The organism is Shewanella sp. SR44-4, from assembly GCF_014163715.1.
Classification (GTDB): Bacteria; Pseudomonadota; Gammaproteobacteria; order Enterobacterales; family Shewanellaceae; genus Shewanella.
On record NZ_JACJDU010000057.1, the window covers coordinates 1 to 26,727 of the forward strand.

Here is a 26,727-nt window from a genome sequence, read left to right on the forward strand (position 1 = left end):
GACGCAGTCCGCCCTAGCAGCGAAGCGATACTCGCAGGACGCAGTCCGCCTTAGCAGCGAAGTGATACTCGCAGGACGCAGTCCGCCCTAGCAGCGAAGCGATACTCGCAGGACGCAGTCCGCCTTAGCAGCGAAGCGATACTCGCAGCGGGTCATCAATATCAAACTTGCCATTTGTTCTGCTAACAAGGCGTATTTACGCATAAATAACTTGTTTAATTCAGGTCAATTCAGGTCAATACAGCGCAAATATCCAAAGACGTCGCTATTTTATAATCGTTTATTATCCAGGACTGAGGTTAGCTGAATAAGGTTAATTGTTTTTGTTAAGTACGTTTTGGCTATTTCTATCAAGATGTAGACACACGAGAGAATGATTGCTTAAATAGTAATGCATGTCTTTGTTGTATTTAACAACAGCGCATTCGTTTCAAGGTAACTGGGATTACTTTGGCGGTGCTGTTAGCTTAAATTGAGGCGTAAAGGATTAAGTACCTCATCCATTTTGCTGCTTAGCATTGGGATACAACAAGGATAATAATAATGAAACTGAATAAAATTTTGCTCGCTATCGGCATGGCTTCTAGCGTTGCGATAGTAGGTTGCGGTGATGACACCCAATACGGTAAAACCCCTCAACCAGATCCAGAACCCGAAGTCGTTACTCCTCTATTACAAGCCTTTGCCCCTAATGGCAGCTTAAAAGTCCAAATTCGCCGAACTCAATATGGTGTACCACACATTACCGCCGACAATTTAGAGAGTCTTGGTTTCGGTAATGGTTATGCCCAAGCACAAGATAATTTATGTGTAATTGCAGATGGCTTTATTAAAGCCAATTCTGAACGGTCGATGTATTTTGGTCCCCATGCTTCGATTGACTTTACTACCGGCCTTCCAACCAGTGAAGATAACGGTAACTTAATTTCTGACTTTGCCTACAAAGCATTGAAAATCAGGCAGCTTGCTGAAAACCAATACCCACAGTTTAGTTATAATTCGCGTGCATTAATGGAAGGTTTCAGTGCGGGTTATAATCAATATCTTGCCGATGTAGAAGCTGGAACTCAAACAGGCGAGCCATTTTGTGCTGGTCAACCGTGGGTTAAACCTATTTGCGGTGTCGATGTAGCAAGCTATCTATTTTCCATCGCGCTATTACCTGGGGCGGCAAACTTTTTAGATTTAATTTTTTACGCCAACCCTGGCGATGCTCAAGAGTATTTACCGCGAATTATTGGGCCTGCACCATCCACTGCACAAACCGCGTTTGTGCAGGATATGAACAACAAATTAATCGCACGGTCTGCAACCATTACCACACCGGAAACTAATCCGCGAAATTTGGGTTCTAATGGTTGGGGTTTAGGTAAGGATAAAACTGAAAATGGTAAAGGTATGGTATTGGGTAATCCACATTTTCCGCATACCGGTAATTTACGCTTTTGGCAGTCGCATTTGACCATACCAGGACAAATGGATGTGATGGGCGGCTCGTTGGTTGGTATGCCTGGATTGGTTAACATTGGTTTTAACAAAGATGTTGCTTGGACGCATACCTTTTCAACCGCAGAACATTTTGTAATGTATAACCTTGAGTTAGTTGCCGGTGATAGATTGCAATATATGTACGATAATTCGCCGATGCCAATCACCAAAGAAACGGTTTCGGTATTAGTTAATGCAGGCCCCGCTGGCATGTTGGTGGCGGAGAAGGATATTTACACCACAGCCAAAGGTCCGATGGTTGAAGCACCACCGGCATTAGCACCATTTGGATGGGACGATGGCCAGGCTTTCTTTATTCAAGATGCCAATATGGCCAATAAAGATCCGCTCGATCATTGGTTAGCCATGAATCTTGCATCCAATAAAGATGAGTTTAAACAAGCGTTTAAAAATTATGATGGGGTTATTTTTAATAACACCATGTATGCGGATAAAGAAGGTAATGCGTTTTATATTGACGACTCAACCGTACCAGGTTTTTCGGACTTAGTGGTCGATATTATTAAGACGACCCCAGCGATACAAGCGGCTAGAGCTCAAGCTGGATTTACTATTTTACCCGGTAATACCTCGGTATTTAGTTATGACTCGCCAATGCCTTATGAACGTGCGCCTAAGCTTGAACGTACTGATTTTGTGCAAAACTCAAATAACTCCTTTTGGTCAACTAACTTAGCGGCACCGCTCGAAAACTACTCTCCTTTATACGGTCCAGAGCGAGGCCAATTATCGTTACGTACTCGTATGGGCTTAACCTTAATGGAAGATGCCGCGGGTGATGACGGTAAATTTACTATTGAGGAATTAGAGGCGGCTTTATTATCCAATCGGGCTTATCTTGCTGAATTGGTGTTACCCGACTTAATCAGCCAGTGCGAGCAACAAGGGTCTACGCCGGTGATGGTTAGCGCAACATTGTCTAAAGATGTCTCGGCATCATGTGCCGCGCTAAAATCGTGGAACGGTAAACAAGATAACGACAGTAAAGGTGGGGCGTTACTTCGTGAGTTTGCCCATCAGTTCAATCAAAACACCATGCTAACCGAAGCATTTGATTATATGAGTGCAGCAACTACGCCCAATAAGCTCAATACTGACGGCAGTGCATTAGTGGCTTTAGCTCATGCAGCTTTGAATCTTGAAGCGGCAGGTTTTGCGGTTGATGTTGCGTTGGGGGATGTGCAGTTTGTTGAAAAGTCACTTCCTGATGGCTCTGCATCTGGGGTGAAGTTACCTTGGCCTGGTAGTCATAATGCGGAAGGTGGCTTTAACGTGTTCTCGACCAGTTTATCGGGCGATGACACCTTAATACCTCAACATAAATATAGCCCTGTTATGGATGTTGTTTCTGGTAATGCTACAGCATCAGGATTAACTTCTGAAGGTTACCAAGTGCGTTATGGTTCAAGTTGGATGATGACCGTGAGCTTTACTGATGACGGTCCTAAGGCAAAGGGTATTTTGACTTATTCAGAATCTAGCAATGTGTCGAGTCCAAGTTTTTCCGATCAAAGTGAATTGTATTCCTCGGCAAAACAATTACGTCCATTGCTATTTACTGAGGCAGAAATCCAAGCATCAGTTGAATCTAGCATCGAGCTAACGCTGCAAAAATAGACTAACGGTTTATTCTGTATGAGTGAATAAAACTAAAACCTCACTGATATTTATCGGTGAGGTTTTATCATTTTATAGACGAATAGACGAATAGACGAATAGACAGATGAACCAGTAAGCGGATGTTTGGGTTGTTCACATGATGATTCAATCGTGTTTGTTACCTCAATTTCAGGCTACTTAACTTCCCACCTATAAAGATGTGTTTGAGGTGATATATTGGTGATGGTGTCATTATCTTAGGTGTTACAAAGGGTAATTAACCATTTTTAGTATATAGGGATGTGTAAGTTTACAAGCCACAGGTGAGTTAAAAGTGATTATGTTTGAATTTTTTTGATGTGTGGATATGGGTAATTAAATAGCTAATTATAAGGAAGTTGGGGTAAGCCATTAACAGGGTTATAGTTTATCGCTAAAGTGAGTATATATGCACGGAAAGTAACTGGTAGCAATCCCTACTTTGGTATAACACCCGGTTGCTTGACCTAGAAAGCTAACTGAAACAAACTCGACATTGAATATATTCCTATAAATAATTGGATGACAATAATATGCTGATTTTCCTCATTTGTATCGGGCTACTATTGCTCGGGTACAAGTTTTACAGCCCGTTCGTTGAGCGACAAGCAGGTATTGACCCTAAAGTTAAAACCCCTCAAGAACGATTTAATGATGGCGTTGACTATGTACCCGTTCATCCGGTTAAAGCGTTCTTAATTCAATTTCTTAATATCGCCGGTGTCGGACCGATATTTGGGCCAATTTTAGGTGCATTATATGGCCCGATAGCACTGGTTTGGATTGTGATTGGTAATGTACTTGGTGGCGCAGTTCACGATTACTTCTCTGGTGTAATGAGTATAAAAGAAGACGGTAAAAGTTTACCTGAAATTGCTGGCCATTATTTCAATGTGTACTTTAAAGGTGCCATGTTGATATTTACTGCCATGCTACTCTTCTTCGTTGGTGTAGTATTTATCATGAGCCCAGCAGGGCTGTTAAGTAACTTAGATTATTTTAAAGACACTTTTTTGAGTAATAATACCTTTTGGGTATTACTGATTTTGGGTTATTACTTTCTCGCGACGTTGTTACCAATCGATAAAATCATTACCAAACTGTATCCAGCATTTGGTTTATTAATGATTGTGATGACAACCTCTATTGCTGTTGCATTGCTAATCCATGCGCCGCAACTACCGACTATTGACAGTATCTTTGCTTATTTTGATCACAGCCATTATAACAATGACTTATTAGAGCCGAACCCAAGTGGGCTACCTGTATGGCCATTATTGTTTGTCACTATTACCTGTGGCGCAATCAGTGGATTCCATTCAACTCAAGCACCGATTATGGCGCGTTGTTTAACTAACGAAAAATACATTCGTCCAGTTTACTATGGTGCCATGGTAGCAGAAGGTGTAGTGGCATGTGTGTGGGCTACTGCAGGTATCGCAGCTTTCCCTGGTGGTTATATCGAACTTAAGAGTGTTCTCGATATAGGCGGTCCTGGTATGGTTGTTAACCAAGTGGCGACCACTTACCTAGGTGTAGCAGGTGGTGTTATGGCGATTATCGCGGTTGCGGTTTTCCCTATTACCTCTGGTGACACTGCGTTTAGAGCATTACGTTTAACTATTATCGATGCGTTTAAAATTCCGCAAAGTGTCAGAAACCGTTTACTGGTTGCCATTCCGATTCTGATTATTGCTTATTTTATGACTAAGATTGACTTCACCCTAATCTGGCGTTATTTCGCATTCTCAAATATGTTGCTCTCAACTAGCGTATTGTGGCTTGCGACTAAGTATTTGTTTGATCGTGGTACCTTCCATTGGATTGTCAGCATTCCAGCGATTATTGGTACTTGTGTGACTGTGTCGTACATCATGACCGCAGGTATTGGTTTTGGTTTGCCGCAACAGCTGAGCCAGCCAGTGGGTATTGTTGTAGGTGTAATATGTCTTATTGCGCTGATTATTGCGCACAATAAACGCAAAGTGATTACTACTCAGTAAGTTAATGATTGTGGTAATTGTTAGTTAATTAAAGGGCTGCATTGTGCAGCCCTTTTTGTTGCCTATTTGAAACCGTAAATTAATGGCCAATACGGTCCAGTTTCTGAATCAGTTCTATTTTTATATCGTTAGGTGTTTGACTGTGCCAGTAGCCACTTACGTAAGCAAACAGCGGTAACATAAACATAATAGTCAGTAACACAATGAGTAACCCTCTGGCAGAAAGCGGAATGCCATTACGAGTGCTAAATTGCAACGCCTGTTTTTTAGGGCAAGCAGACACACAACGCATGCAAGCTTGGCATTCGTCTGAGTGGATATTTTTTTGAGTATGCACCGATATATTGGCAGGACAAGCACGGGTGCACTTATCACAACTCATGCCTTTAGTTTCAATTAAACAATGCTGAGTATTACGGCGAATTTTAAACGGACTTAGAAAACTTACAATACCTAGCAATGCGCCATAAGGGCAAATGTAACGGCAAAAACCTTGGCGACGCCATGCTGCTAAGGCAAAGATCATTCCAAAACCGATTAAGGCAACCATTGACGGCATCATAAAAAATACTGCCATTTTTAAGTCAGCCACTTTGTGGTAATTACCTGATAGGTAGTGTGGAATGCTTGCCGATGGCATAGAAATAACCAAATAAAGCAGTGCCGCTAATAATAGGTATTTAACCATTCTGAGTGGCCAGTCTACCCACGCAGGCGGTAATAACTCTGCGTGAATAACACGTTTTCTCAGTTTATAAAGATACTCACCGGCTAATCCTAACGGACAAGCCCAACCACAAAATGCTCGTTTACACACTACACCAGTGATCAATACGACACATAACATCACTACCGCAGCAGGGTGGTTTTGATCCCACAGTCCGAGAGTTAAAATAGCTTTGAGCTCTATGCCGCCCGCAATAGGCAAAAATGCATCACCGACATCCGGTCTCATTAACCAGGGGGTTTCTCCGGCATACAATAATCCTGCATTGATGGCATATTGCACGCCAACCAATAACATCGAAAGGGCAAAGAAATGTTGGCAAATCTCACGTACAGCATTGGGTCTGCCTTCTGCATTGGCAAACGCAGGTTGATATTGCCCTATTGCGGTAACAACTAATACCGCGCCCAACAATATAAGTAAAAGTGGCCAGAAAAAGCTAGCAAGAGTCGCGCCGAGCAATAATGCCCCGCTGACCAATGCGCCCCATTTTTTGCCACCCCAATACAGTAAGCTGGTGCTATATACCAAGGCTAGCATTAAAGTGATTGATTCAATTGTACTCATAGAGGATGCCTACAGTGTTTTATTTTCTATCAATAATGATAAAAGTTCTGCTTAAGGGCTAATGTGAGAGGAGTCACCAAAGCCAATAATTGATTTCTAAATATATGATCTACATTGATTTGTTTACTTTATGTAAACATTGTTAAGCAGTGTGTGAACTAAGTGTTTTCACTCTGTTGTCATGAACTTGTCTTAATTACTGGTTACCTTATTAAGATCATTTTTGTGACCGTAAAAAGTGGCTAATGGCTAAGTTTTCTTTTGAGCATTCTTTCGAGATCGACACCTTAAAGCGCTTAATTGCCCAGCATCAGCATCAATTTAGGCATAAGTCCCTGGCGAATTTATATTATCGTGGTGAAAAATTATCGGTAACCGCCATTGAGCTTGGGCAACAACAGCAACCTTGCCCTACGGTGTTATTTGTTGGTGGGGTGCATGGTGTGGAGCGTATTGGTGCACAAGTGGTGTTGGCCTTTTTAGACAGCTTACTCAATCGACTACCTTGGGATACTCATTTACAGCAATTACTCAAACACGTGCGTCTAGCTTTTGTACCTGTGGTGAATCCTGTAGGCTTTTTGCGTGGCAGCCGAGGCAATGGCAACAATGTTGATTTAATGCGTAATGCACCGATTGATTCAGACGAAGACGTGACCTTTCTTGTTGGTGGTCAGCGACTCTCGCCGCGCTTGCCTTGGTACCGTGGTCAAAATGGTATGGAGCTAGAAACCCAAGCATTAGTAAACTATGTGCAACAATTACAGCAACAAAGTAGCAGTGTTATTGCCTTAGATGCTCATTCTGGTTTTGGTTTGCTAGACCATCTGTGGTTTCCTCATGCGCATACTCGGCAACCGTTTGCAGGCATAGGTTATATTTATCATTTAATGCAATTATTCGAAAAAGGTTACCCTCACCACGGCCATTATCGGTTAGCGCCACAAAGTCATTTTTATCGGACTCATGGCGATATTTGGGATTACTTAGTGGCGAGTAATATCAGCGAAAAACCGTTTATTCCATTAACGTTAGAAATGGGCTCGTGGGCCTGGGTGCGTAAAAATCCACGTCAACTATTTAATTTCCCCGGCTATTTTAATCCGCAGAAAACACATCGACATCAACGTATTTTAAGGCGTCACGTGGTATTAATGCAGTTCATTATCGATGCAGCTTATGCACAAATTATTGAACAAATAAAGCCTAAACAGCTGACGCAGTTGACTCAACAAGCGAATCGCTTCTGGACTAAAAAAGGCTAAGTGAGGATAAACGATGACCACCTTGGTTTTGCTTAGAGGATTAATGCGCGATAGCCGCCATTGGTATGGTTTTGATCAGCGTTTAGCTCAACAAGCGGTGAATGTTATTAGCGTCGATTTACCGGGTAACGGCCTGTTAGTTAATCAGTCTAGCCCTGGTGAAATGCAGGATTATTGTGATGCGGTGTGGCAACAAATCGATGACGCCTTGCTAAAACAGGGCATGCTACCAAGCCAAGTTAAGTTAGTATTGGTTGGGTTGTCTATGGGAGGAATGTTGGCCTTAACGATGGCGGCGCAGTGTCGCTCGCGAGTTGAGCATGTGGTGTTAATTAACAGCAGTGCGGCCAACTTGTCACCTTGGTATAAACGATTCCAATGCTTGGAGTTAATGAGGTCATTGGGGGCTGTGTTCACTCGGGCTTTACGCGCCAGCTTGTCGAACAGTATTGATACAGACAAAAGTCATTGGCTAGAGGCAACGGTATTAGATTTTACCAGCAGGCATTTTGGCGAGAGTATTGACGTGATTAATGCCTGGAGCATACTGAGATTGCAATGCCATACATCATTTATTAATGGGCTACGCCAATTGTACGCCTCAGCCCGTTTTCACTGTCCAGTATTGAATGACATACCGGTTAGCGTGATTGTCGCTAATCAAGACAAACTTGCCCATCCAAAATGTAGCGAACAGTTAGCGGTATTTTATCAAACACAATTACACAAAATAGACGACTGTGGTCACGATGCCAGCCTTGATCAACCGCAGCAGTTACAACAATTATTGCTGGATATTATTCGTTAGAGCTTATTCAGTAGGGCTTATTCGTTAGAGCTTATTCAGTAGGACTTATCCATTAGGGCTTATAGAGTAGTGCTTCTTAAATAGAAAGTACTGAATCGAGAGTATTAAACAGAGAGTACTAAATTGAAAGTGCTAAATAGTAGCGATTACTCATTCAATCACATAATCATTCACTTTAGCTTGCTTGCCATTTTTTAATGTCTTGCTGCCAAGCATTGGCGGTAAAGTCGATAAAGGCTCTGACGACGGTTTGCTGGTAGCTGCGCGACAAATAAACCGCCCACAACGTCTTACCCGGCGCAGTGGTGTTGGGCAGCACTTCAAGCAATTCACCTTGTTCAAGATAGTGATTAGCTAAATCGGTCGGCAAGCACACAATACCGTTGCCACGAAGCGCCGCATTGATTAATACACCCATGTCATTGGCCTGTAAATTACCGCTCACATCAAGTAAACAGGTTCGAGACTCATCGATTATCTCCCAACGTGGTTGGCTCGAGTGGCGTAAACAGTTGTGTTGTAATAAGTCATTAGCTGACAATATGGTCGAATGTTTGGCGAGATAGTCAGGGGATGCGCAAACCACATTGTCGATATGCATTAAGCGTCTGGCGATTAAGCTTTCATCAGGCTGGTGGGTATAACGCAACGCAATATCGACTCTGTCATTCACCAATTGCGAGACATTATCCGACAGTAGCAGCTGAATATTAACTTGAGGATGTTGCTGGCAAAAAGCCTCAACTACGTCATACAGTTTGTGTTGCCCAAGTCCAATGGGCGAGGCGATACGAATACTGCCAACCAGTTCATTATTATGGCTGTTGGCGCGACTTTCCATCGCCGTCACTTCACTTAAAATCCGTTGGCAGTAATTAAGCGCTTCTTCGCCCTGTAGGGTGAGGCTAACTCGGCGAGTAGTGCGATGTAATAATCGCAACGCTAACCATTGTTCAACTTCTTTGATATGGCGCGACACTTGTAAACGGCTTAAGCCAAGTTGCTCGGCCGCTTGGGTAAAGCTGCCACAACTGGCCACTTCAACAAAGCTGCGTATAGCAGATATTTTGTCCATAAAATCATCCTGTCGCGACAGCTAAAGGTTATAAGTTTTCTATATTTTTCAATAGGCTATCGGCTTTGTTGATAATGGCCTGTTGCGTGTGCACATCCATTTTTTGCCAGTTTTTATACACCATTGCCATACGAGGATTACGTGAAAATCGGTCTTGATGGCGCTGAATGAAATGCCAATATAAACTGTTGAATGGGCAGGCGTTATGTTCTGTCTTGAGTTTGACATTGTAATGGCAGCTTTTGCAATAGTCGCTCATTTTGTTCAAATAGTTACCGCTGGCGGCATAAGGTTTTGTGGCCACAATTCCGCCGTCAGCAAATTGAGTCATCCCGCGCGTATTGGGCATTTCGACCCATTCGATGGCATCAATGTAAATGCCTAAATACCAGTGGTCGACTTCATCTGGATTGATACCCGCGAGTAAACTAAAGCAGCCAGTCACCATCAATCTTTGAATATGGTGGGCATAGGCATAATCGAGCGACTGTTTTATGGCGTGGTGCATGCAATTCATCTTGGTGTTGGCGGTCCAAAAATACCCTGGCAGCGGCCGCTGTGCTTGTAAGGCATTTTTAGTGGCGTAGTTGGGCATATTGCACCAATAAATACCGCGGACATATTCACGCCAGCCAAGTATTTGCCTAACAAAACCTTCAACTTGAGCCAGTGAAATATCATGTTGATGCGCTTGCCAATGCGCGATGACTTTATTAATCACTTCACTGGGGGAAATAATTTTAGCGTTAAGCGCAAACGATAGCCTTGAATGATATAAGCTCCAATCCGCACGGCTATTTTCGGTCATCGCATCTTGGAAATGACCAAAGCGGATCAATAAATGCTGGCAAAAAAAGTCGAGTAACTCACGCGATTGGCGTCGATTTACTGGCCATAATAATTGGCTTTCTGCCTTACCTATGGTGTTGATGTTATGGCGCTTAAGGCGGGCTAAAATATCACTGACATCGTTAGAAAATACCAAGGGCGCAGGAACATCAGCAAGGTCATTCTTTTTAAAGCTCGCACGGTTTTGCTGGTCAAAATTCCATTGGCCACCTAATGGTTCACCCTCTTGCATTAATACATTAAAGCGTTTGCGCATGCGTCGATAAAAAAACTCCATTTTCACATGTTTATTCGGTGTGAATTCGCGCTGAATATCGGCAAATGGCAGTAAGAAATGTTCTGTGTCATAGCTGTTTTTAGTCACCTTTGGCAGTGCGAGTTCACTCAATTGTTGCGCTAAGCGATATTCATCAGGCTGTTGATATTCAAATATCGTCAGTTGCTGGGTTGTGGTGATATTTTCAAGTAATGCAGGGAGATCTGCATAGTGCTGGGTGTCATCTAATGTTAGGTACATCACTTGATGACCACTCTTGGCTAAGGCCTGTGCAAATTGCGCCATAGAGGCAAAAAAGGCGCAGACCTTTTGCACATGATGAGTGACGTAGTTTGCTTCTTGTCCCAACTCGGCAATCAAATACACCACATTAGGATCGACTTGTTTAAACCAGGAGTGTGACGCATTAAGTTGGTCGCCCAAAATGAGTCTCAATGTGCTGGTTTGCGGCAATAATGTTGGTGAAGCATGGGTGTAAAGCGTCGTCATGGTGATTACCTTTATTCAGATTTATGTCGGCGACAGCGTTCAGAACAATATTTAACGTTGTCCCAATCTTTGGCCCATTTTTTACGCCATGCAAAAGGGCGTTGGCATACCAAACAGATTTTATGGGCTAAATGTGGTTTTTTATGTGTCATGGCGAGCCTTTTTCTGTTTGGGCTTTGGGCGTACATGACGGGTTAATACCGCAACAATATGCTGTTTAACTTGAGGTTGTTCGCGATATGACCATAAACGATCGCGGGCAGTTTGTGATGCTTGAGTTAAATCAATCATTGGCTCTGGATAGTCACGACCTAAGATAATGTCGTTAAAAATCGCTTCCATAGGCGGTTGTTGCCAAGGTTGATGAATATACTCATTGGGTAAATTGGTGAGCTCTGGGCACCACAATCGAATAAACTCACCGCGTGGGTCTTGGTCCTGTGACTGCTTTACGGGGTTATATAACCTTATGGTGTTAATACCTGTGACCGAGGCTTGCATTTGCAGTTGTGGATAATGGATCCCGGGTTCGAAATCGAGAAAATAATTGGCTAGCGGTAAGCTGGCATGCTGCCAGGCAATATTGAGATGGTGAGTCACAAAGCTGACTAGCATGGCGCGCATTCTAAAGTTGATATAGCCGGTTTTTTTTAAACAACGCATACAGGCATCGATAATAGGGATCCCCGTTTGGCCGTCAGCCCAGCGTTGAATATCTTGCTGCACTTTGTCGTCGGTACGGTAGGGATAATCAACATACCCAGGGTTAACCGGGGTAAATTCCATGCTGCATTGGCTTTCAAATTTTTGCATAAAATGGCAATGCCAATGTAAACGAGACATCATCGCCAATAACGGTTTTCTCCACGCTTTATTGCTGGTTTGCACCTGGTTATAACGTGTTAATGTCGCTTGGTATACCTGCTTTAGACTGATGTTTCCCCATGCTAAATAAGGCGATAAGCGTGAACAATGGGTCCGACTTAAGCTCGGGCTTGAAATGCTGCGCTGATAGTCTTTACCCCGATGGGTTAAAAAACTGCTCAGTATTGTTCTGGCTGCTTTGGGGCCACCTATTTGAAACTGATCATTTTGTGTAATGATGGCCTGGTCGATAAGCGGGTCTTGATAGTTATCGAGTTTTTGTAACTGACATTGTTGCCAGTTGGGGATGGCAATAGGGCTGTTCATTACTTGTTGCCAGTGTTGATCCCATGCCTGACGATTTTTTCGGCCACGCACTACAGCTCCAGTAGGCGACTGCTGCCAATTAACTTGCTGTTGATTACACCAGCGAGCAACCGTTTTATCGCGTTCAAAGCTGTTGTGTAAACCTATCTCTTGATGACTATAAATATTCTTAATTTCAAATGTTTGGGATATCTCATCTAGTAAGTCAATCATCGGCATACTGAACATATACACCTGTCCGTTAAATCGGAGCAGTTGTTGATTCATATCTTGCAGCGACTGCCACACAAAGCGCCAATGGCGTTCATTATAATGCGAGTCAGCCAGCATAAATGGCTCAAAGGTGTAAATGAGCAAGCAGGGTAAATTGTGGTTAAACGCATCGACGAGCGGTTGATGATCAGACAAGCGCAAGTCGCGTTTAAACCAGACAATATTAATAGCTTGTTTGATTGTGTCGGGCATGGCGCCAAAATCTCATGATGAATGAGCCATTAGATACGCACTAGCCTGCGGTTTAGATTGCTTTTAAGGACACAATTACGTAATGATTTTACATCTTACTTTGTATCTTTAAATGAAACAATTAAGCGCAATTATCGATATTTATCTCTAAAATATTACCCACTAAACTAGCTCCATTGATAATTAATAGAGCGAGACACAAAATGAAATTAGCAGTATTAGGCGCAACAGGTTGGATTGGTGGCACTATCATGCAACAAGCGATAAGCCGAGGCCATGAAGTGATTGCCGTAGTGCGCGACGCCAGCAAAGTCACTCAAGATGTGGCCGTACGTACGCTTGATTTAACCACGATGACAAGCGATGCCATCGCTAGCGCATTTGCCGATGTTGATGTTGTTATAGCGTCAATCGGTGGCCGCACCGCACAAAACCATCAAGTAGTTTCTCAAACCGCTAAGCAATTATTGCAACACTTGCCTAAAGCAGGCACACCGCGTTTGTTATGGGTTGGCGGTGCAGGTAGCTTAGAAGTCGCACCAGGCGTGACGTTAGTATCAACACCAGAGTTTCCTGCAGATTATAAAGCCGAAGCCATCGCCCAAGGTGAGGCACTAGCTGTGTTCCGCGATACAGATTCTACTATCGAGTGGACTTATGTTAGCCCCGCAGCGATTATTTTCCCTGGAGAGTCAGAAGGCCAATACCGTTTAGGCGGCAACGAATTCTTTACCGATGCACTAGGCCAAAGCCGAGTATCAGTAGTGGATTATGCCAAAGCTATGCTCGATGAAGCCGAAAATGCTAAGCATGTTAATCAACGTATTAGCGTTGCTTACTAAGTGATATTGGGTGGGTGATTAATCGAAACAGGCCAAAATGGCCTGTTTTTTTTATGCTTGTGGATGTAAAAGGTCTGGATGAGGATTAAAATATGGCGAGATAAGCTGTTTTGAATAAATTTACTTAATTTAAAAATACTATAGCTTCTGTTCTATTTTCTTTTCGGTTACAAGTCTCAGTTTTGGAATGATGGCGTTTACTGTCCACGCTTCAATTTGTCTATCTGGTGAATGCTGTAAAGATGCAAATAGGAAAATAAAACATACAAAATATTGGAATGCTCTCTTAGGTCGAATGTCTGTTTTATTGACCTTAAATAGAATGCTAAGCATCTCAATCGTTTTAGCAAATTCTTCTTTTTTAGTCGCATATTTCAACAAATTTAAGCCTTAACCTTCTGTTAACTTTATTGTTATTTTGACTTTTTTTTAGAATATAGAATGTATAACGCTGCACTGCAATAAATACATTGTTGCTTCGCAAAGCAGATCAACATAGAAAAATTATTATAAATTAATAGTTTTACTCTGTACAGCATGTAAGGTGTTGCAAGTATTTAGTCATAACGGCCGATAATTAATAAAGTTAAATATATAGATAATCTTAATTCTGTTTGCTTGTTTAATTTCTTGAATATTGTTATTTAATATGCTGATGCCAAATAGTTACTTTGCCAAAAGCTAAATAGTTAACGATTAAAATACAAATAAATGCTAAAGCTAGTGGAATTAAATTTACTTCAGTGAACACGACCCAATTCGCGATAGAACCTGTCATCATCATCCAGCTAAATAATGCCAAAGCTAACAATGCAACAAAACTAATTACATTTAACAACCGTTTAATTACAGCTAGCATAGATGACTCCACTGAAAATCATATAACGCGTAGTACATGATGTCGGTCTGGTTGCGTTTGTTAGGCATTACTATCCTATTTGCTTATTAAGGGAGGGTAGTTTTCCATGTTTTTTAATATGAGCAGTATGAAGGTAAACCTCAATAAATGAGACTAAGTCAGGATCAGATATTGTAGCAACTCCTAACAAAGATTTCCCCGACGCTATAGACTCAATTTCGTCTACTGAAGTGCTACAGCGAAATCCATGCTTTGGATAAACTTTGTTACCATCAGAGAGCGTAACTGGAGTTTTCACATGATCCCAAATTCTGTGATGTAAACTAGCTGCTTTACCAATATAGAATATCTCACCATTAGGCCTTGCAAAAAAATATACTCCACTATGCGATCCGATATTATCTCCTGTCACTAGCATTCCCATATTATTTGGATTTGACCAATTCCCTATATTCGCATCTACTTGTTCGAGAGGAAAATTTATTTCCACACCATCAAAAAAAACTGGCAGTTTAGTGCTTATCTCGCGGATTAAAATATATATTTCTGAAATATTCATGCACTCTCCTGGATGAGACGCCTTGCTAGCAGTTTTTTTGCGTATGACTAATGGAACACTAGCCCACTCATTAAATTCATTTTTTACGGGTAAAACTCTTATTAATGCCTGAATAGGAAATGAAACTTCATTAACTATTGTTGAAGAATACTCCGCTATTGATTGAATCCCTGATGCAAAATATTCCCCATTTACCAGCAAAGCAAACTTATTGCCTTTTTCGTCTTTTACATAAAAATATATTTTTTCAGACACTAGTTCTTTTGGTGTCTTTTGTGACTTTTTGGGCTCACCTAATATAGTTAAAGTGTACTTATTTATCTTCAAAGTTATTTTGCTAATTGACATAGTTCTAAATTTAGTGAAATCATAAATTTAGTGGGGGCAAGGTGATATTTTGTAAAAAGTAAATTGAAACAATGGCTTTTATAAAGCGTTTACGTCCAAAAACGAGCTGGTCTCTGCTTGAAAATGTCTAAATTCAACTCTGAACTTGAGGTCGTTGAAGAAAATAGCGTGAGCCTGACAGGACGTCAGGCTAGCTTTCGCGGTACAGGATGTACCATCGGAAGCGTTAGCATTTTCGAATAAGGCTGAAGAACACTAAGACGAAGTTAAAAGCTGGATCAATTTCCGTCGCAATTTTTTCGCTGCTGTTGTTTGGTTAAAAAGCGAAAATGTTGCCGGAACGGCAGGGGTGATCCAAGAGGGGATTGCTGTTGATCCCCTTTTGGCCCGTGCAGGGTGGAACCTTGCGATCTTAATTCAAACGAAGTTTAAAAATAGATATGGTGAAGCGCCACGACGTTGGTGGCCGAAGGCCATCGCCAAGACTAAAACCAAAGAACAGAGCTGGATTCCGGCTCACAAGCATTACCGGAATGACGGGAAATGGCGACCGGAACTACAGAGAAGAGTGACTGGCATGTCAGATGTACTTGGCCCGTGCAGGGTGGAACCTTGCGGTCTTAATTCAAACGAAGTTTGAAAAATAGGTATGGCGAAGCGCCACGACGTTAGTTGCCGCAGGCCATAAGTACAAAGTATAAAAAACAAAGCTGGATTCCGGCTCACAAGCATTACCGGAATGACGGAAAATGGCGACTGGAATGACGGGAAATGGCGACCGGAACGATGGAAAGTGGTGACCGGGATGATGGGAAATGGCGACCGAAATGACAGAGAAGAGTGACTGGGATGTCTGATGTATTTGGCCTGTGCAGGGTGGAACCTTGCAATCTTAATTCAAACGAAGTTTGAAAAATAGGTATGGCAAAGCGCCACGACGTTAGTGGCCGCAGGCCATAAATAGCAGAACTAGAACCCATAAAAGCATCGCTTTATGAATTATCCCATTGATGACAAAACTCAATAAAGCTTTTCAACAGCGGGCTGTGATATTTATCTTTGTGAACCACCAACCAAAACGGTCGCTGCATATTAATATGATTCCCCTTAATTGGGGAGTCGAGCTGAGTCACACGGCCATCGTTAATCGCATATTGTGCCGCCAAAGCAGATAAACATCCTAAGCCAAGTCCGGCGGCGACACTGTTAATTAATGCCTCAGTAGTGTTAAGTTCAAACACTTCATGCCACGATTCTATTTGCGGCGCGATAGTGCGCAAAAAAAACTCTCTCGAGCCAGAACCTGCCTCACGTAATATCCATTCACTTTGTTCTAAATCATTAAACGTCCATTGTGCCTGCAGATTTATGGGTAAATGAGGCGCAGCGATAATACACATTTCATCATGGCTAAACTGACTGGCGATGAGTTCTGGGTGATGACTTTTACCCTCAATCAAGCCAATGTCTAACTCGTAATCCAGTAGTTTTTGGCAGATTAGACGTGAATTGGAAATCACCACGCTTTGTGAAAAATGTTGATGTTGCTGCCGAAAATGGCTCAATAACCCGGGTACAACATGATTACCTAAGGTGTCACTGGCACCTATTTTCAATTGACCCGTAAAAGCGTGGTCTGCATCAAACAATTGACTGATATTATTTGCTCTACTAAGCAGCTCATCGGCCAGTGGTAATAGCTTGTGTCCTTCTTGATTCAGCACCAAGCGATTATTGACCCGATCAAATAGCGGGTGACCCAGTTGTTTTTCGAGTTCAGCCAGTGCCATGCTCACCGCGGCTTTAGACAAATACAGCGCCTCGGCTGCTGCTGTTAAGGTTTTATGTTGGGTAACACTGGTAAACACGTTGAGCTGCTTTAATGAAATGTGCATAGCGCCGCTTAGTTTGATATAGAGTGAGTTTGAAATAGCATTAGTTTGATGGTTATAAAGTTAATGTGAACGGTTTTATCTTCATCGTTATTGTTATGATCGATATTTCGTTCATATTTTCTGAACGTATGTTTCATATAATTGGATATATATAAACAAAGTGCAAGCGTAATATAAGCTTATTCTCTGATGGGTTGTTTTGAGGTTGTAATGATTCGGGCAGTAAAACAAACACTAACGGCAGTTCCAACCCCTATGGCTGGATTAGCGTTGGGAATTGCAAGTTTAGGTTGGAGTTGGGAAACCCTCGTTGATTTACACCATTATAGTCAGTGGGTTGGGGCTGCCATCGCAAGTGTATTATTGCTGATTTTAAGTGCTAAATTTTTATTACATTCACATTTATTACGTCAAGATCTCGCTCATCCAGTCGTTGGTAGCGTGGTACCTACTTTTGCAATGGCGTTAATGGTGGTGTCGAATTCGCTGGGTTATGCCTCGGCACTCGCAGGTGATTTATTATGGTCATTTGCCGTTTTGCTACACATCGGTTTTTTGGTCGGGTTTATTTATCATCGCAGTAAGCAATTTTCTCTGCATCATATGGTGCCGAGTTGGTTTATTCCTCCTATTGGTATTGTGGTGGCAGATGTGTCGTTTTCAGGCAGTATTCATCTCGCGTGGGTTGCTCATGCCGCGCTGATTTTTGGCATGTTAAGTTATGCCATAATGTTACCGATGATGATTTATCGTCTTATATTTACAGAACAAATCCCTGATGCAGCCAAACCAACCTTAGCGATTTTAGCGGCGCCAGCCAGTTTATCTTTGGCGGGTTATTTAACCGTAATTGAACAACCATCGCCGGTCATTGTTGGATTATTATTTGGTATTGGAGTGTTAATGACTGCAATTATCTATTTGTGTTTTTTCAAACTGATGCGTTTACCTTTTAGTCCTGGTTATGCCGCGTTTACGTTTCCGATGGTGATTGGGGCAACGGCATTATTTAAGATGTCTGTTTGGATGGAAAGTGTTGGCATGGCTGCGGAATATGTACAGCAAATTAATGCATTAGCTGAGTTTGAATTGCTTGTCGCTACCGTGGTTGTCAGTTATGTTTGTCTGCGATATCTGCATTTTTATCAACCGAATAGAGTCTTGGTGGCTAATCCATAAATGAGCGTATATGACCCCAGCAATTGAGATAGCAAAAAAGCATAAAATAGATTTTGAAGTACATGAATACCACCATGATACTAATAGTGAATCTTATGGTTTAGAAGCAGCGCAAAAACTGGGCGTGCCAACGGAACAAGTGTTTAAAACCTTGGTGGTGAGTTTAGATAATCAAGCGCTGGTGGTTGGGGTTGTGTCAGTGTCGTCGATGTTGAGTATGAAGTTAATCGCGAAAGCCGCAGGCGCAAAAAAAGCCCGCATGGCAGAGGCATTAGTCGTTGAGCGTTCTAGCGGTTATGTACTGGGTGGAGTGAGCCCATTAGGGCAAAAAAAACCTTTGCCGACAGTTATCGATATTTCTGCACAGCAGCATCAACGTATCTACATTAGCGCCGGCAAAAGAGGCGTAGATATCTCGCTAAGCCCTGCTGATTTACAACGGTTATTGAAAGCCACCTTTGCTGATATTTGTGCCCAACGCTAACGTCTATTTGCCATTAACTGGCCGATGAGATTGTTAGCTTAATGACCATTGTCAGCAAGCAATACGCAGCAAGCATTTCGCAGCAAACATTTCGCAGCAAACATTTCGAAATAAGCATTTTACAGCCAATAATTTTTTACAAAGAGTTCGCTATAAAAGGTTAGCTATAAAAGGTTAGCTATAAAGAGATCGCCGTAAACATTTGCAGTAAACAATTCACCTCAAACAATTCACCTCAAACAATTCATCTCAAACATTTTATCGTAAAATATCTGCTCTTAAACAAGTCAGTCTAAAAGAATCAGTCTCAAAAGAGTGAGTGTTGAACTATTCAAGTTCAAACTCTAGGTTTTACCTTCGTTCAATAACACCCTTCATTATCAATTTATTTTGGCTTTAAACTCTGCTTGGGTATTGGGATTAGCTTTTTGATACCAATAATCGAGCATTCTACTGATTTCTGCTTGGGTGATATTTTCAGTTTTATTAACCTGAGTGTCGGCAGTATTGTTACTTGCGGTAACCTCTGCCGTTTTTGCGACTGGTACTATGGCTACTGGCGCTACTGGCGCTACTGGTACTACTGGTACTACTGGTACTACTATTACTACTGGTGCTACTGGTGCTACTGGTGCTATTGGTACTACGGGCGCTGCAGTAGCTGTTTTTTTGTTGATACGTTTAGCTGATGCAATTGCAGCTATGGCACCAGATCCATTATATTGCGCGATTTCTTGAGCAAAATCACGGCCAATTTGTAAGCCTGATTTCATCAGTTTATCTTGAGTAAATACAATGCTTTTACCCGTATTGTCGGTTAACGTTATAGTGGGTTGATCATTAAATTGATTGGCGCGTGAGGCAGAGTTAATGGTCGGCAAAGTGAGTTGATAGTTTTGCTCGCTGGCCTGAAAACGCAAAATAACAACATCAGAAATAAAATTATTTTGGCTGCCATTATCTCGATAACGGGCTTGATAGCGAAAAGCGATTTGTTGCATATTATCGGGCATGCTTAAGTCCAGTTTTACACTCGATTGCTGTTGTGAGGCTTTACCATTAACTAATACCGTTTCGGCTCTGTCTGGCAGTTGTAAACTGGCGGCGATGCCCATAGGGCTAAGAGTAAGACAAAGTAACGCGATGATATGACGCATAGTGTGTGGTTCCATTGATGTTGATGAACAATATTGTTTGTTATGTGTAAGCACAATAATTGCTTATTTACTTCATTGCTTAATGGGTAATAAATGCTGGTCGGTAATACTCTGGCAGTTCAAAGGTTTTTAGCGTGTTGCTTAATGGGCAAACAAAACGGAAAAAACACGATGTCAGTGCAAGGTCGGGCGAGTGCTCGTCGCCATTGCCATGCAAACGGTCGCCCACAACGGGGTGGCCTAAGCTTGCCATATGAATACGAATTTGATGCTTACGACCCGTGTCTATTTTTACCTGTACTTTGGATTGATTCAACTCTGAGTTGTAGGTCAGTAAGGTGGCGTGGGATAACGCCGGTTTATTATCGACTGGAGTATTAATGGTAACGGGTTTGCTCGGAAACTCACCTTCAACAATCACTTGATAGTACTTTTCCAATTCGCGAGTTTCAAACAGCTTAGCAATAGCGGCAGTGGCTTTTTTACTGTGTCCCAATACTAATAATCCGGTGGCAGCACGGTCTAGGCGATGAATAATAAAGGCATTGCGCTGTGGCTGCATATTTAATTCAGCGTAGCGATTAATGGTGGTGTGATCGCTCCACTTTGAGCCCTGGCAACGCATACCATAGGGCTTGTACCAAATGCTGTATTCAGCTTCATCAAACAATAACTCTGCCGGTGTGACTTGTTCATCTAGAATGTATTGATTGTAATAAAGATGCAGCTTGTCACCGGGTTGCAAAGGTTTTTTTGCACGGCGAATACGATTAGTTTGTTTACCATGGCTGTGCCAAATAGCGCCTTTTTGCATAGCATCTTTCAATACTTGCTTACTCAGACTACTGACTTGCGCTAATAGATCAATGGCGTCAGTACTGTGCTCGGTAATATCAATATGGTATTCGGTTTTATCGGCCATCATTTGGTTAACTCTAACAATGCAGTTTATCAGCAGTAAATAACGCTAAATGTTACCTTATTTAGCGCTTCAATGTTGATTAGTTAATGAAACTTTCTCTTCGCTTAAGTATCTATGTATCATCTGTCGTAAAGTTGTTTTAGCATAACGCGACAAAACACCATATCAATTTGGAGTAGGTAACTTGGAACACATCGTTTGGGATTTTGATCCTATATTAGTCTCGTTTATGGGATTAACCGTACATTGGTACGGCGCGCTTTTTGCGTTGGCTATAGCCACTGGTTTTCAGGTGATGAAGCACTTTTACAAAAAAGAAGGCTTAGATGTTGAGTCTCTTGATAATCTATTAGTGTATTGCGTGATTGGCATTATTGTTGGGGCGCGTTTAGCTCATTGTATTTTTTATGACCCTGGGTATTACTTTGCTCATCCGCTGAAGATATTTGCGATTTGGGAAGGCGGCCTTGCTAGCCATGGCGGTGGGTTAGGAGCGATATTGGGTCTGTATTTTTACCAACGTAAAGTGAAGTTACCGTTTTTGTTTTTACTCGATCGTTTAGCGATCGCGACAGCCATATTTGGCTTTTTTGTGCGTATGGCGAACTTTGCTAATTCAGAAATTTTGGGCGAACCCACTAATCAGCCATGGGGCATTATTTTTAAACGTATTGATATGTTGCCGCGCCATCCTGCGCAGTTATATGAATCGTTTGCCTATTTATTAATATTTATCGGTCTATTCGCCATTTATAAATACACCAATATGAAGCAAAAACACGGCGCTATCTTTGGTTTGTTTTTGGTATTGGTCTTTACTGCGCGTATCGCGATTGAAAGCGTGAAAGTCAGCCAGGCGGCATATCATGAGTCAATGCTCAGTGCCGGCCAGTGGTTAAGCTTACCGTTTCTGTTCACCGGTATTGTGTTGCTGATTATGGCATACCGTAAACGCAGTTAATATGCTTACAAACTGAAAGTGATATCCAATAAAAACGTCCTATTGCTACTGCAATAGGACGTTTTTTTATGAGCAATCTGAGTCAGGCTTTAATGCCTTTTATTTGGCATTACATTCCAGCAGGTAAGTACTTAAAGCGCTTCATTTGTTCGTAATGGGTATCCACAATTTTTTGCACTTGTTCTGGCGTCAGTTTGGTTTTCCACTGATGCTTGCCACCATTTCTAAAGAAGGCATTAGCATTTTCGTGTTTTTCAACAAAGCCACGTTTGGTTTCTTGGGCTTTTAGTTGGGCAAAAGATGAATGCTTAATGGCATTTTTCAGGCGGACAGGGTCTTTTTTCAAACCTAAAAAGGATTCTACTTTACGGAAGACCTTTTTAGGATCATCTAGCATATCCTCATAGCGTAAAATCAGCTTTGATGCGTCATCGGCAGTCCAACTAGACACATGCATAGACCAAGAGGTAATAATTTGTGGCACATGCGGTGCTTCATTTGGCGTACCAGTCATTTCTTCTGCCATATAAGCTATGGCTTCATCGATGCTGTAATCAAAGTAATTGGCCATTGAAATTGCCACATCTAGCGGGTTACGAACCACATAAATCGCCCCAGATGTGACTAGGGAATTATGCAGTGGATGACCGTTATATTCGCCTAGGTAGTTGTGGGTTTTGACAAATGTGGTGCCATTAGCTTGATGCGCAATATCAGCCTGAACCTGTGGCCTTAGTATACTGACTTCTTCTAACGTCAGTTCGGTGGTGGCGGCTTTGTTTTTTGGTAAATAGTGTTGGTAACGATGCGCGGCCGACTCTGCTGTCGAAATAGTGTGCATGGTATTAATATCAATCGGTTGATCTTGATTTTGAATATAGTTTTCTAAAAATGCGCGTACCCAAGTGTTACCCGATTTAGGGTAAGAGGCCACCCAAAGTATGTTTCCCATCCGTAATCCTTTGTTATTATTTTTACGTCGTTCAATGCAGTAAAACTACCGATAATTGTGCAAAATGGCAAGTTTACTGGGGTGTTTGTATAGGGATTAAACTGTGATTATAACGACGATAATGTCGCTAAATGTAAACGCTGTAATGAATTTCAAGCTTCATAGTGCATGGTTTATTGTTAAGAGCTGACATTAATTGCTTTGCATCAAATTGCTAGCAAATGTAGCATGCTTGTTAATAAATGCCTTGCGACCGTTTGGTAGAGGTATTTTAGGCTGTATTATGTATAAAACAACAAGGAGAGTTTTGATGAATATTAATGCAACGCTGGTTGGCCAGTTAATTGTTATTTTCGCATTGCTAGTGGGTGTTATCAGTTATTTTCTTGGTCGTCGTAAAACAAAATCACCGATTATGGCGGGCGTGCTTGGCGCTGTATTATCAATTGTACCGCTATTTGGTTTGATCTATTTAGTGGTGTTGATGCTCAAAAATGATGTTAATTTAGGCGCTGAAACCGCAAGCAATTAAAGGTTGTTCCTAGGTCTCCTTTTAATGTTAAGGCTGCTGTTTTGATGCAGTTACCATTTTTTCTGCTAGTGATAATAAGTTTCGGGTCAACTTATGCAACGTTAATTCCTCGCTCTGCTTATGAAGCATTCCGGTTATTGGGTTCTATTTCAGAGTGTGTTTCAGTATTAATGGCTTACGGCTTAATCGTTGCGTACAACAAATTTACCTCAGAAAAAATTGCGGTTATCTCTTCATCATAACGTTGGGCTTTGTTCAGTTGAGCATTAAAAGGGGATAGCTGAGTGTTGTATCCACTTTAACTGCTCTGACAAGGCTCTAAACCAGTAAACGTGTCCGCGGTGTTACTGTTTAAACGCTTTGATTTTACTTATGCAACCCTTTATACTTGCCGCTGCATTTTTATGCACTGCGCGTTTAATAAATTTTAAGCCTAATTTACACATATTGCCGAGGTCGTTTTTCCATAATGAATATTAAGCCGCATTAGTTTTCCCTCCCTATTTGGATCGTTAAGATCCGTCCGTAATTGCTGCCATGTTGGTAGTTTTTGTTGTATATCACTATCCAATATCATTTTGTCGCATTAATGAGTTAATTTCACCGCTGACGCACGCTGATATCTCAGGCGTTAACATATGTTATTGGCATATTGGCTAACATTAAAACAGAGTAAAATACATGATACAAAACATGAAAAAAGAATGGTTTTCCAACATCCGTGGAGATCTGTTAGCAGGTATAGTCGTCGCGCTAGCGTTAATTCCTGAGGCGATTGCCTTTTCTATTATTGCTGGGGTTGATCCAAAAGTGGGTTTGTACGCTTCATTCTGTATCGCTGTGGTTATCGCGTTTACGGGTGGACGTCCTGGAATGATCTCTGCGGCTACTGGTGCTATGGCGCTATTGATGGTGACCTTAGTTAAAGAACATGGTCTTGAGTATTTATTAGCAGCAACGTTATTGACCGGCATATTTCAAATTGCAGCAGGTTACTTAAAGCTTGGTAGTTTGATGCGTTTTGTCTCGCGTTCGGTGGTGACCGGCTTTGTGAACGCACTCGCCATTCTGATCTTTATGGCGCAGTTGCCAGAGCTCACTGATGTGACGTGGCATGTATACGCTATGACCGCCGCTGGACTGGGTATTATTTACTTATTCCCACTCATCCCAGTTATTGGTAAATCGTTGCCGTCACCTTTGATCTGTATTGTCGGCTTAACCATTTTTGCGGTTTACATGGGATTAGATATCCGTACCGTAGGCGATATGGGACAACTTCCTGATACGTTACCAATCTTCCTTTGGCCAGAAGTGCCATTAACCCTTGAAACGTTAATGATTATCTTCCCTTACTCTGCTGGTCTTGCTGTTGTGGGTTTATTGGAATCGATGATGACAGCGACCATTGTTGATGATTTAACCGATACGCCAAGCGATAAAAACCGCGAATGCAAGGGCCAAGGTATTGCGAATATCGGTGCTGGTTTATTGGGCGGCATGGCAGGTTGTGCCATGATTGGTCAATCAATTATCAACGTTAAATCAGGCGGGCGTGGGCGTTTGTCGACATTCTCTGCCGGTTTGTTTTTGCTAATCTTGATCGTGTTTTTAGGTGATTGGTTAAAAATGATCCCTATGGCTGCACTCGTTGCCGTGATGATCATGGTGTCTATTGGAACCTTCTCTTGGGATTCTATTCGTAATCTTAAACATCATCCTTTATCGACCAATCTTGTGATGGTTGCCACAGTTGTTGTGGTTGTCGCTACCCATAATTTAGCGATTGGGGTATTTGTAGGTGTGTTACTTGCCTCGTTATTTTTTGCCAATAAAGTGGGCCGTTTTATGGTGGTTAAAAACACCGACACTTCAGCAGACACTGGCCGTCATTATCAAATTATTGGCCAAGTCTTTTTTGCCTCAGCAGATAAGTTCAGCAACTCATTTGATTTCAGAGAAGTGGTTGATAAGGTGACTATTGATTTATCTTTGGCACATTTTTGGGATATTACTGCGGTATCGGCGCTCGATAAAGTGGTGATTAAATTCCGCCGTGAGGGCACTGAAGTTGAGTTAATTGGTCTTAACGAAGCCAGCGCTACCATTGTGGATAAATTTGGTGTGCATGATAAACCCGAAGACGTTGAAAAAATGATGTCAGGTCACTAAGCCCATAGCAACACTATAAAAGGATAATAATGATGACAAATGTGATTGCCTGTATCGATGGTTCAAAAGCAACACGCGCGGTATCTGATGCTAGTGGGTGGGCGGCTATGCAGTTGAATGCCCCAGTGACTTTACTACATGTATTGGATAAGTCTGCCTATCCTACAGAGTTAAATCTGTCGGGAAATATTGGCCTTGGAAGCCGAGAGCATCTGCTTGCTGAAATGGTTGAACTTGAAGGGCGCATGAGCAAACTCGCGCTCGAACAAGGTAAATATATGCTACAAGATGCGCAAACGAGCATTGTGGCGGCGCAACCTTCTGTGACTGTGCAAACACTGCAGCGCCATGGCGATTTAGTTGAAACGCTACTTGAGCAGGAAGCTGATGCCAGACTGGTGGTTATTGGTCGTCAAGGTGAGCAGCATCAAGATCAAGCGCAAGCGATTGGCAGTCATTTAGAAAGTGTTATTCGCACGCTTAAGCAGCCGATTTTAGTGGTGATGGCTGATTTTACAATGCCAAGCCGTTTTATGATTGCTTATGACGGCAGTGCTACTTCGAAAACCGTGCTTGAACGCGTGATAAGCAGCCCACTACTTAAAGGGCTCGCATGCCATTTAGTGATGGTGTCTGACAATCAGTCTCAAGCGCTAACCGAATTGACTTCAGTTGCAAACTCTCTTACCGAGGCTGGTTTTGAGGTAACAACTGCGGTTTGTCAGGGCGAGGTGCAAACGGCTCTAGAGGCTTACCAGCTAGCACACCAAATTGATTTAATGGTAATGGGTGCTTACGGTCATTCACGCATTCGTGAGTTTTTTGTTGGTAGTAACACGACACGGATGATCAGTAAAAGCCACATCCCATTGTTATTGTTGCGCTAAGCAAAAAAGACTAGCGTCGCTTCGCTGCTAGGGCGGACTACGTCCTGCTAGGATCGCTTCGCTGCTAGAGCGGACTATGTCCTGCTAGGGTCGCTTCGCTGCTAGGGCGGACTAT

General features: G+C 42.1%; 23 protein-coding genes. 12 read left to right on the top strand and 11 right to left on the bottom strand.

The features are described from left to right. The first annotated feature begins 543 nt into the window (after positions 1-543). Positions 544-3,126, top strand: coding sequence for an acylase (locus H5125_RS19125; protein ID WP_182745042.1), 2,583 nt, complete (start codon positions 544-546; stop codon positions 3,124-3,126). A gap of 554 nt (positions 3,127-3,680) precedes the next feature. Further along, on the top strand, positions 3,681-5,150 hold the full coding sequence (locus H5125_RS19130) for a carbon starvation protein A (protein WP_162022395.1): 1,470 nt from the start codon (positions 3,681-3,683) through the stop codon (positions 5,148-5,150). Between the two features lie 79 nt (positions 5,151-5,229). Here H5125_RS19130 and H5125_RS19135 read toward each other — a convergent pair whose 3' ends face one another. Continuing rightward, on the bottom strand, positions 5,230-6,444 hold the full coding sequence (locus H5125_RS19135) for a 4Fe-4S binding protein (protein ID WP_101085971.1): 1,215 nt from the start codon (positions 6,442-6,444) through the stop codon (positions 5,230-5,232). Between the two features lie 245 nt (positions 6,445-6,689). On the opposite strand from H5125_RS19135, the gene H5125_RS19140 reads away from it, so the two are divergent. Together H5125_RS19140 and H5125_RS19145 are read left to right on the top strand one after the other, a co-directional pair. After that, positions 6,690-7,709 (top strand): DUF2817 domain-containing protein, encoded by a 1,020-nt coding sequence (locus tag H5125_RS19140; RefSeq protein WP_182745043.1) that lies wholly within the window; start codon positions 6,690-6,692, stop codon positions 7,707-7,709. Positions 7,710-7,722: 13 nt separating this feature from the next. Continuing rightward, positions 7,723-8,517: an alpha/beta fold hydrolase gene (locus H5125_RS19145; RefSeq protein WP_182745044.1), complete on the top strand. Its 795-nt coding sequence runs from the start codon at positions 7,723-7,725 to the stop codon at positions 8,515-8,517. Positions 8,518-8,692: 175 nt separating this feature from the next. On the opposite strand, the gene H5125_RS19150 is transcribed toward H5125_RS19145, so the two are convergent. The 4 genes from H5125_RS19150 to H5125_RS19165 are packed head-to-tail and all read right to left on the bottom strand — an operon-like array spanning position 8,693 to position 12,863. Further along, on the bottom strand, positions 8,693-9,592 hold the full coding sequence (locus H5125_RS19150) for a LysR family transcriptional regulator (RefSeq protein WP_182745045.1): 900 nt from the start codon (positions 9,590-9,592) through the stop codon (positions 8,693-8,695). A gap of 28 nt (positions 9,593-9,620) precedes the next feature. Then, positions 9,621-11,207: a cryptochrome/photolyase family protein gene (locus H5125_RS19155; protein WP_182745046.1), complete on the bottom strand. Its 1,587-nt coding sequence runs from the start codon at positions 11,205-11,207 to the stop codon at positions 9,621-9,623. Between the two features lie 11 nt (positions 11,208-11,218). Then, positions 11,219-11,359 (bottom strand): DUF2256 domain-containing protein, encoded by a 141-nt coding sequence (locus tag H5125_RS19160; protein ID WP_011636257.1) that lies wholly within the window; start codon positions 11,357-11,359, stop codon positions 11,219-11,221. After that, positions 11,349-12,863: a cryptochrome/deoxyribodipyrimidine photo-lyase family protein gene (locus tag H5125_RS19165; RefSeq protein WP_182745047.1), complete on the bottom strand. Its 1,515-nt coding sequence runs from the start codon at positions 12,861-12,863 to the stop codon at positions 11,349-11,351. The genes H5125_RS19160 and H5125_RS19165 overlap by 11 nt, the downstream gene beginning before the upstream one ends. A 203-nt stretch (positions 12,864-13,066) precedes the next feature. Here H5125_RS19165 and H5125_RS19170 point away from each other — a divergent pair, with 203 nt between their 5' ends. Then, a complete protein-coding gene (locus H5125_RS19170; protein ID WP_182745048.1) occupies positions 13,067-13,705 on the top strand; it encodes an NAD(P)-dependent oxidoreductase in 639 nt (212 codons plus the stop codon). A 640-nt stretch (positions 13,706-14,345) separates the two neighbouring features. Here H5125_RS19170 and H5125_RS19175 read toward each other — a convergent pair. From H5125_RS19175 to H5125_RS19185, 3 genes are all read right to left on the bottom strand, one after another. After that, the gene (locus H5125_RS19175; protein ID WP_182745049.1) at positions 14,346-14,564 is read right to left on the bottom strand and encodes a hypothetical protein; all 219 of its coding nucleotides are present in this window, start codon (positions 14,562-14,564) and stop codon (positions 14,346-14,348) included. Between the two features lie 70 nt (positions 14,565-14,634). Beyond that, positions 14,635-15,450, bottom strand: a complete 816-nt coding sequence (locus tag H5125_RS19180; RefSeq protein ID WP_182745050.1) for a hypothetical protein — start codon at positions 15,448-15,450, stop codon at positions 14,635-14,637. A gap of 1,013 nt (positions 15,451-16,463) precedes the next feature. Continuing rightward, the gene (locus H5125_RS19185; RefSeq protein WP_182745051.1) at positions 16,464-17,366 is read right to left on the bottom strand and encodes a LysR substrate-binding domain-containing protein; all 903 of its coding nucleotides are present in this window, start codon (positions 17,364-17,366) and stop codon (positions 16,464-16,466) included. A gap of 210 nt (positions 17,367-17,576) precedes the next feature. Here H5125_RS19185 and H5125_RS19190 point away from each other — a divergent pair, with 210 nt between their 5' ends. Next, on the top strand, positions 17,577-18,545 hold the full coding sequence (locus H5125_RS19190) for a TDT family transporter (RefSeq protein WP_182745052.1): 969 nt from the start codon (positions 17,577-17,579) through the stop codon (positions 18,543-18,545). A gap of 10 nt (positions 18,546-18,555) precedes the next feature. Continuing rightward, complete coding sequence (gene ybaK / locus H5125_RS19195; RefSeq protein WP_182745053.1) at positions 18,556-19,029, top strand: Cys-tRNA(Pro) deacylase; 474 nt, start codon at positions 18,556-18,558, stop codon at positions 19,027-19,029. Positions 19,030-19,409: 380 nt separating this feature from the next. On the opposite strand, the gene H5125_RS19200 is transcribed toward ybaK, so the two are convergent. Next, positions 19,410-20,186 carry a DUF2057 domain-containing protein gene (locus H5125_RS19200; protein WP_182745054.1) on the bottom strand — a complete coding sequence of 259 codons (777 nt, stop codon included), beginning with the start codon at positions 20,184-20,186 and terminating at the stop codon, positions 19,410-19,412. Positions 20,187-20,265: 79 nt separating this feature from the next. After that, positions 20,266-21,111: an RNA pseudouridine synthase gene (locus H5125_RS19205; RefSeq protein ID WP_182745055.1), complete on the bottom strand. Its 846-nt coding sequence runs from the start codon at positions 21,109-21,111 to the stop codon at positions 20,266-20,268. Between the two features lie 181 nt (positions 21,112-21,292). Here H5125_RS19205 and lgt point away from each other — a divergent pair, with 181 nt between their 5' ends. Then, positions 21,293-22,069: a prolipoprotein diacylglyceryl transferase gene (gene lgt, locus H5125_RS19210; RefSeq protein WP_182745056.1), complete on the top strand. Its 777-nt coding sequence runs from the start codon at positions 21,293-21,295 to the stop codon at positions 22,067-22,069. A gap of 109 nt (positions 22,070-22,178) precedes the next feature. On the opposite strand, the gene H5125_RS19215 is transcribed toward lgt, so the two are convergent. Then, positions 22,179-23,021 (bottom strand): sulfotransferase domain-containing protein, encoded by an 843-nt coding sequence (locus H5125_RS19215; RefSeq protein WP_182745057.1) that lies wholly within the window; start codon positions 23,019-23,021, stop codon positions 22,179-22,181. A 310-nt stretch (positions 23,022-23,331) separates the two neighbouring features. Here H5125_RS19215 and H5125_RS19220 point away from each other — a divergent pair, with 310 nt between their 5' ends. The 4 genes from H5125_RS19220 to H5125_RS19235 all read left to right on the top strand — a co-directional run bounded on the left by H5125_RS19220 (position 23,332) and on the right by H5125_RS19235 (position 26,612). Further along, positions 23,332-23,553, top strand: coding sequence for a hypothetical protein (locus H5125_RS19220; RefSeq protein ID WP_162022408.1), 222 nt, complete (start codon positions 23,332-23,334; stop codon positions 23,551-23,553). Between the two features lie 44 nt (positions 23,554-23,597). After that, on the top strand, positions 23,598-23,795 hold the full coding sequence (locus H5125_RS19225; RefSeq protein ID WP_101085951.1) for a hypothetical protein: 198 nt from the start codon (positions 23,598-23,600) through the stop codon (positions 23,793-23,795). 439 nt (positions 23,796-24,234) lie between these two features. Further along, positions 24,235-25,725 (top strand): SulP family inorganic anion transporter, encoded by a 1,491-nt coding sequence (locus H5125_RS19230; RefSeq protein ID WP_101085950.1) that lies wholly within the window; start codon positions 24,235-24,237, stop codon positions 25,723-25,725. A 32-nt stretch (positions 25,726-25,757) separates the two neighbouring features. Further along, entirely contained in the window at positions 25,758-26,612 is an 855-nt protein-coding gene (locus H5125_RS19235; protein WP_182745058.1) for a universal stress protein, read from the top strand. Positions 26,613-26,727: the final 115 nt, after the last annotated feature.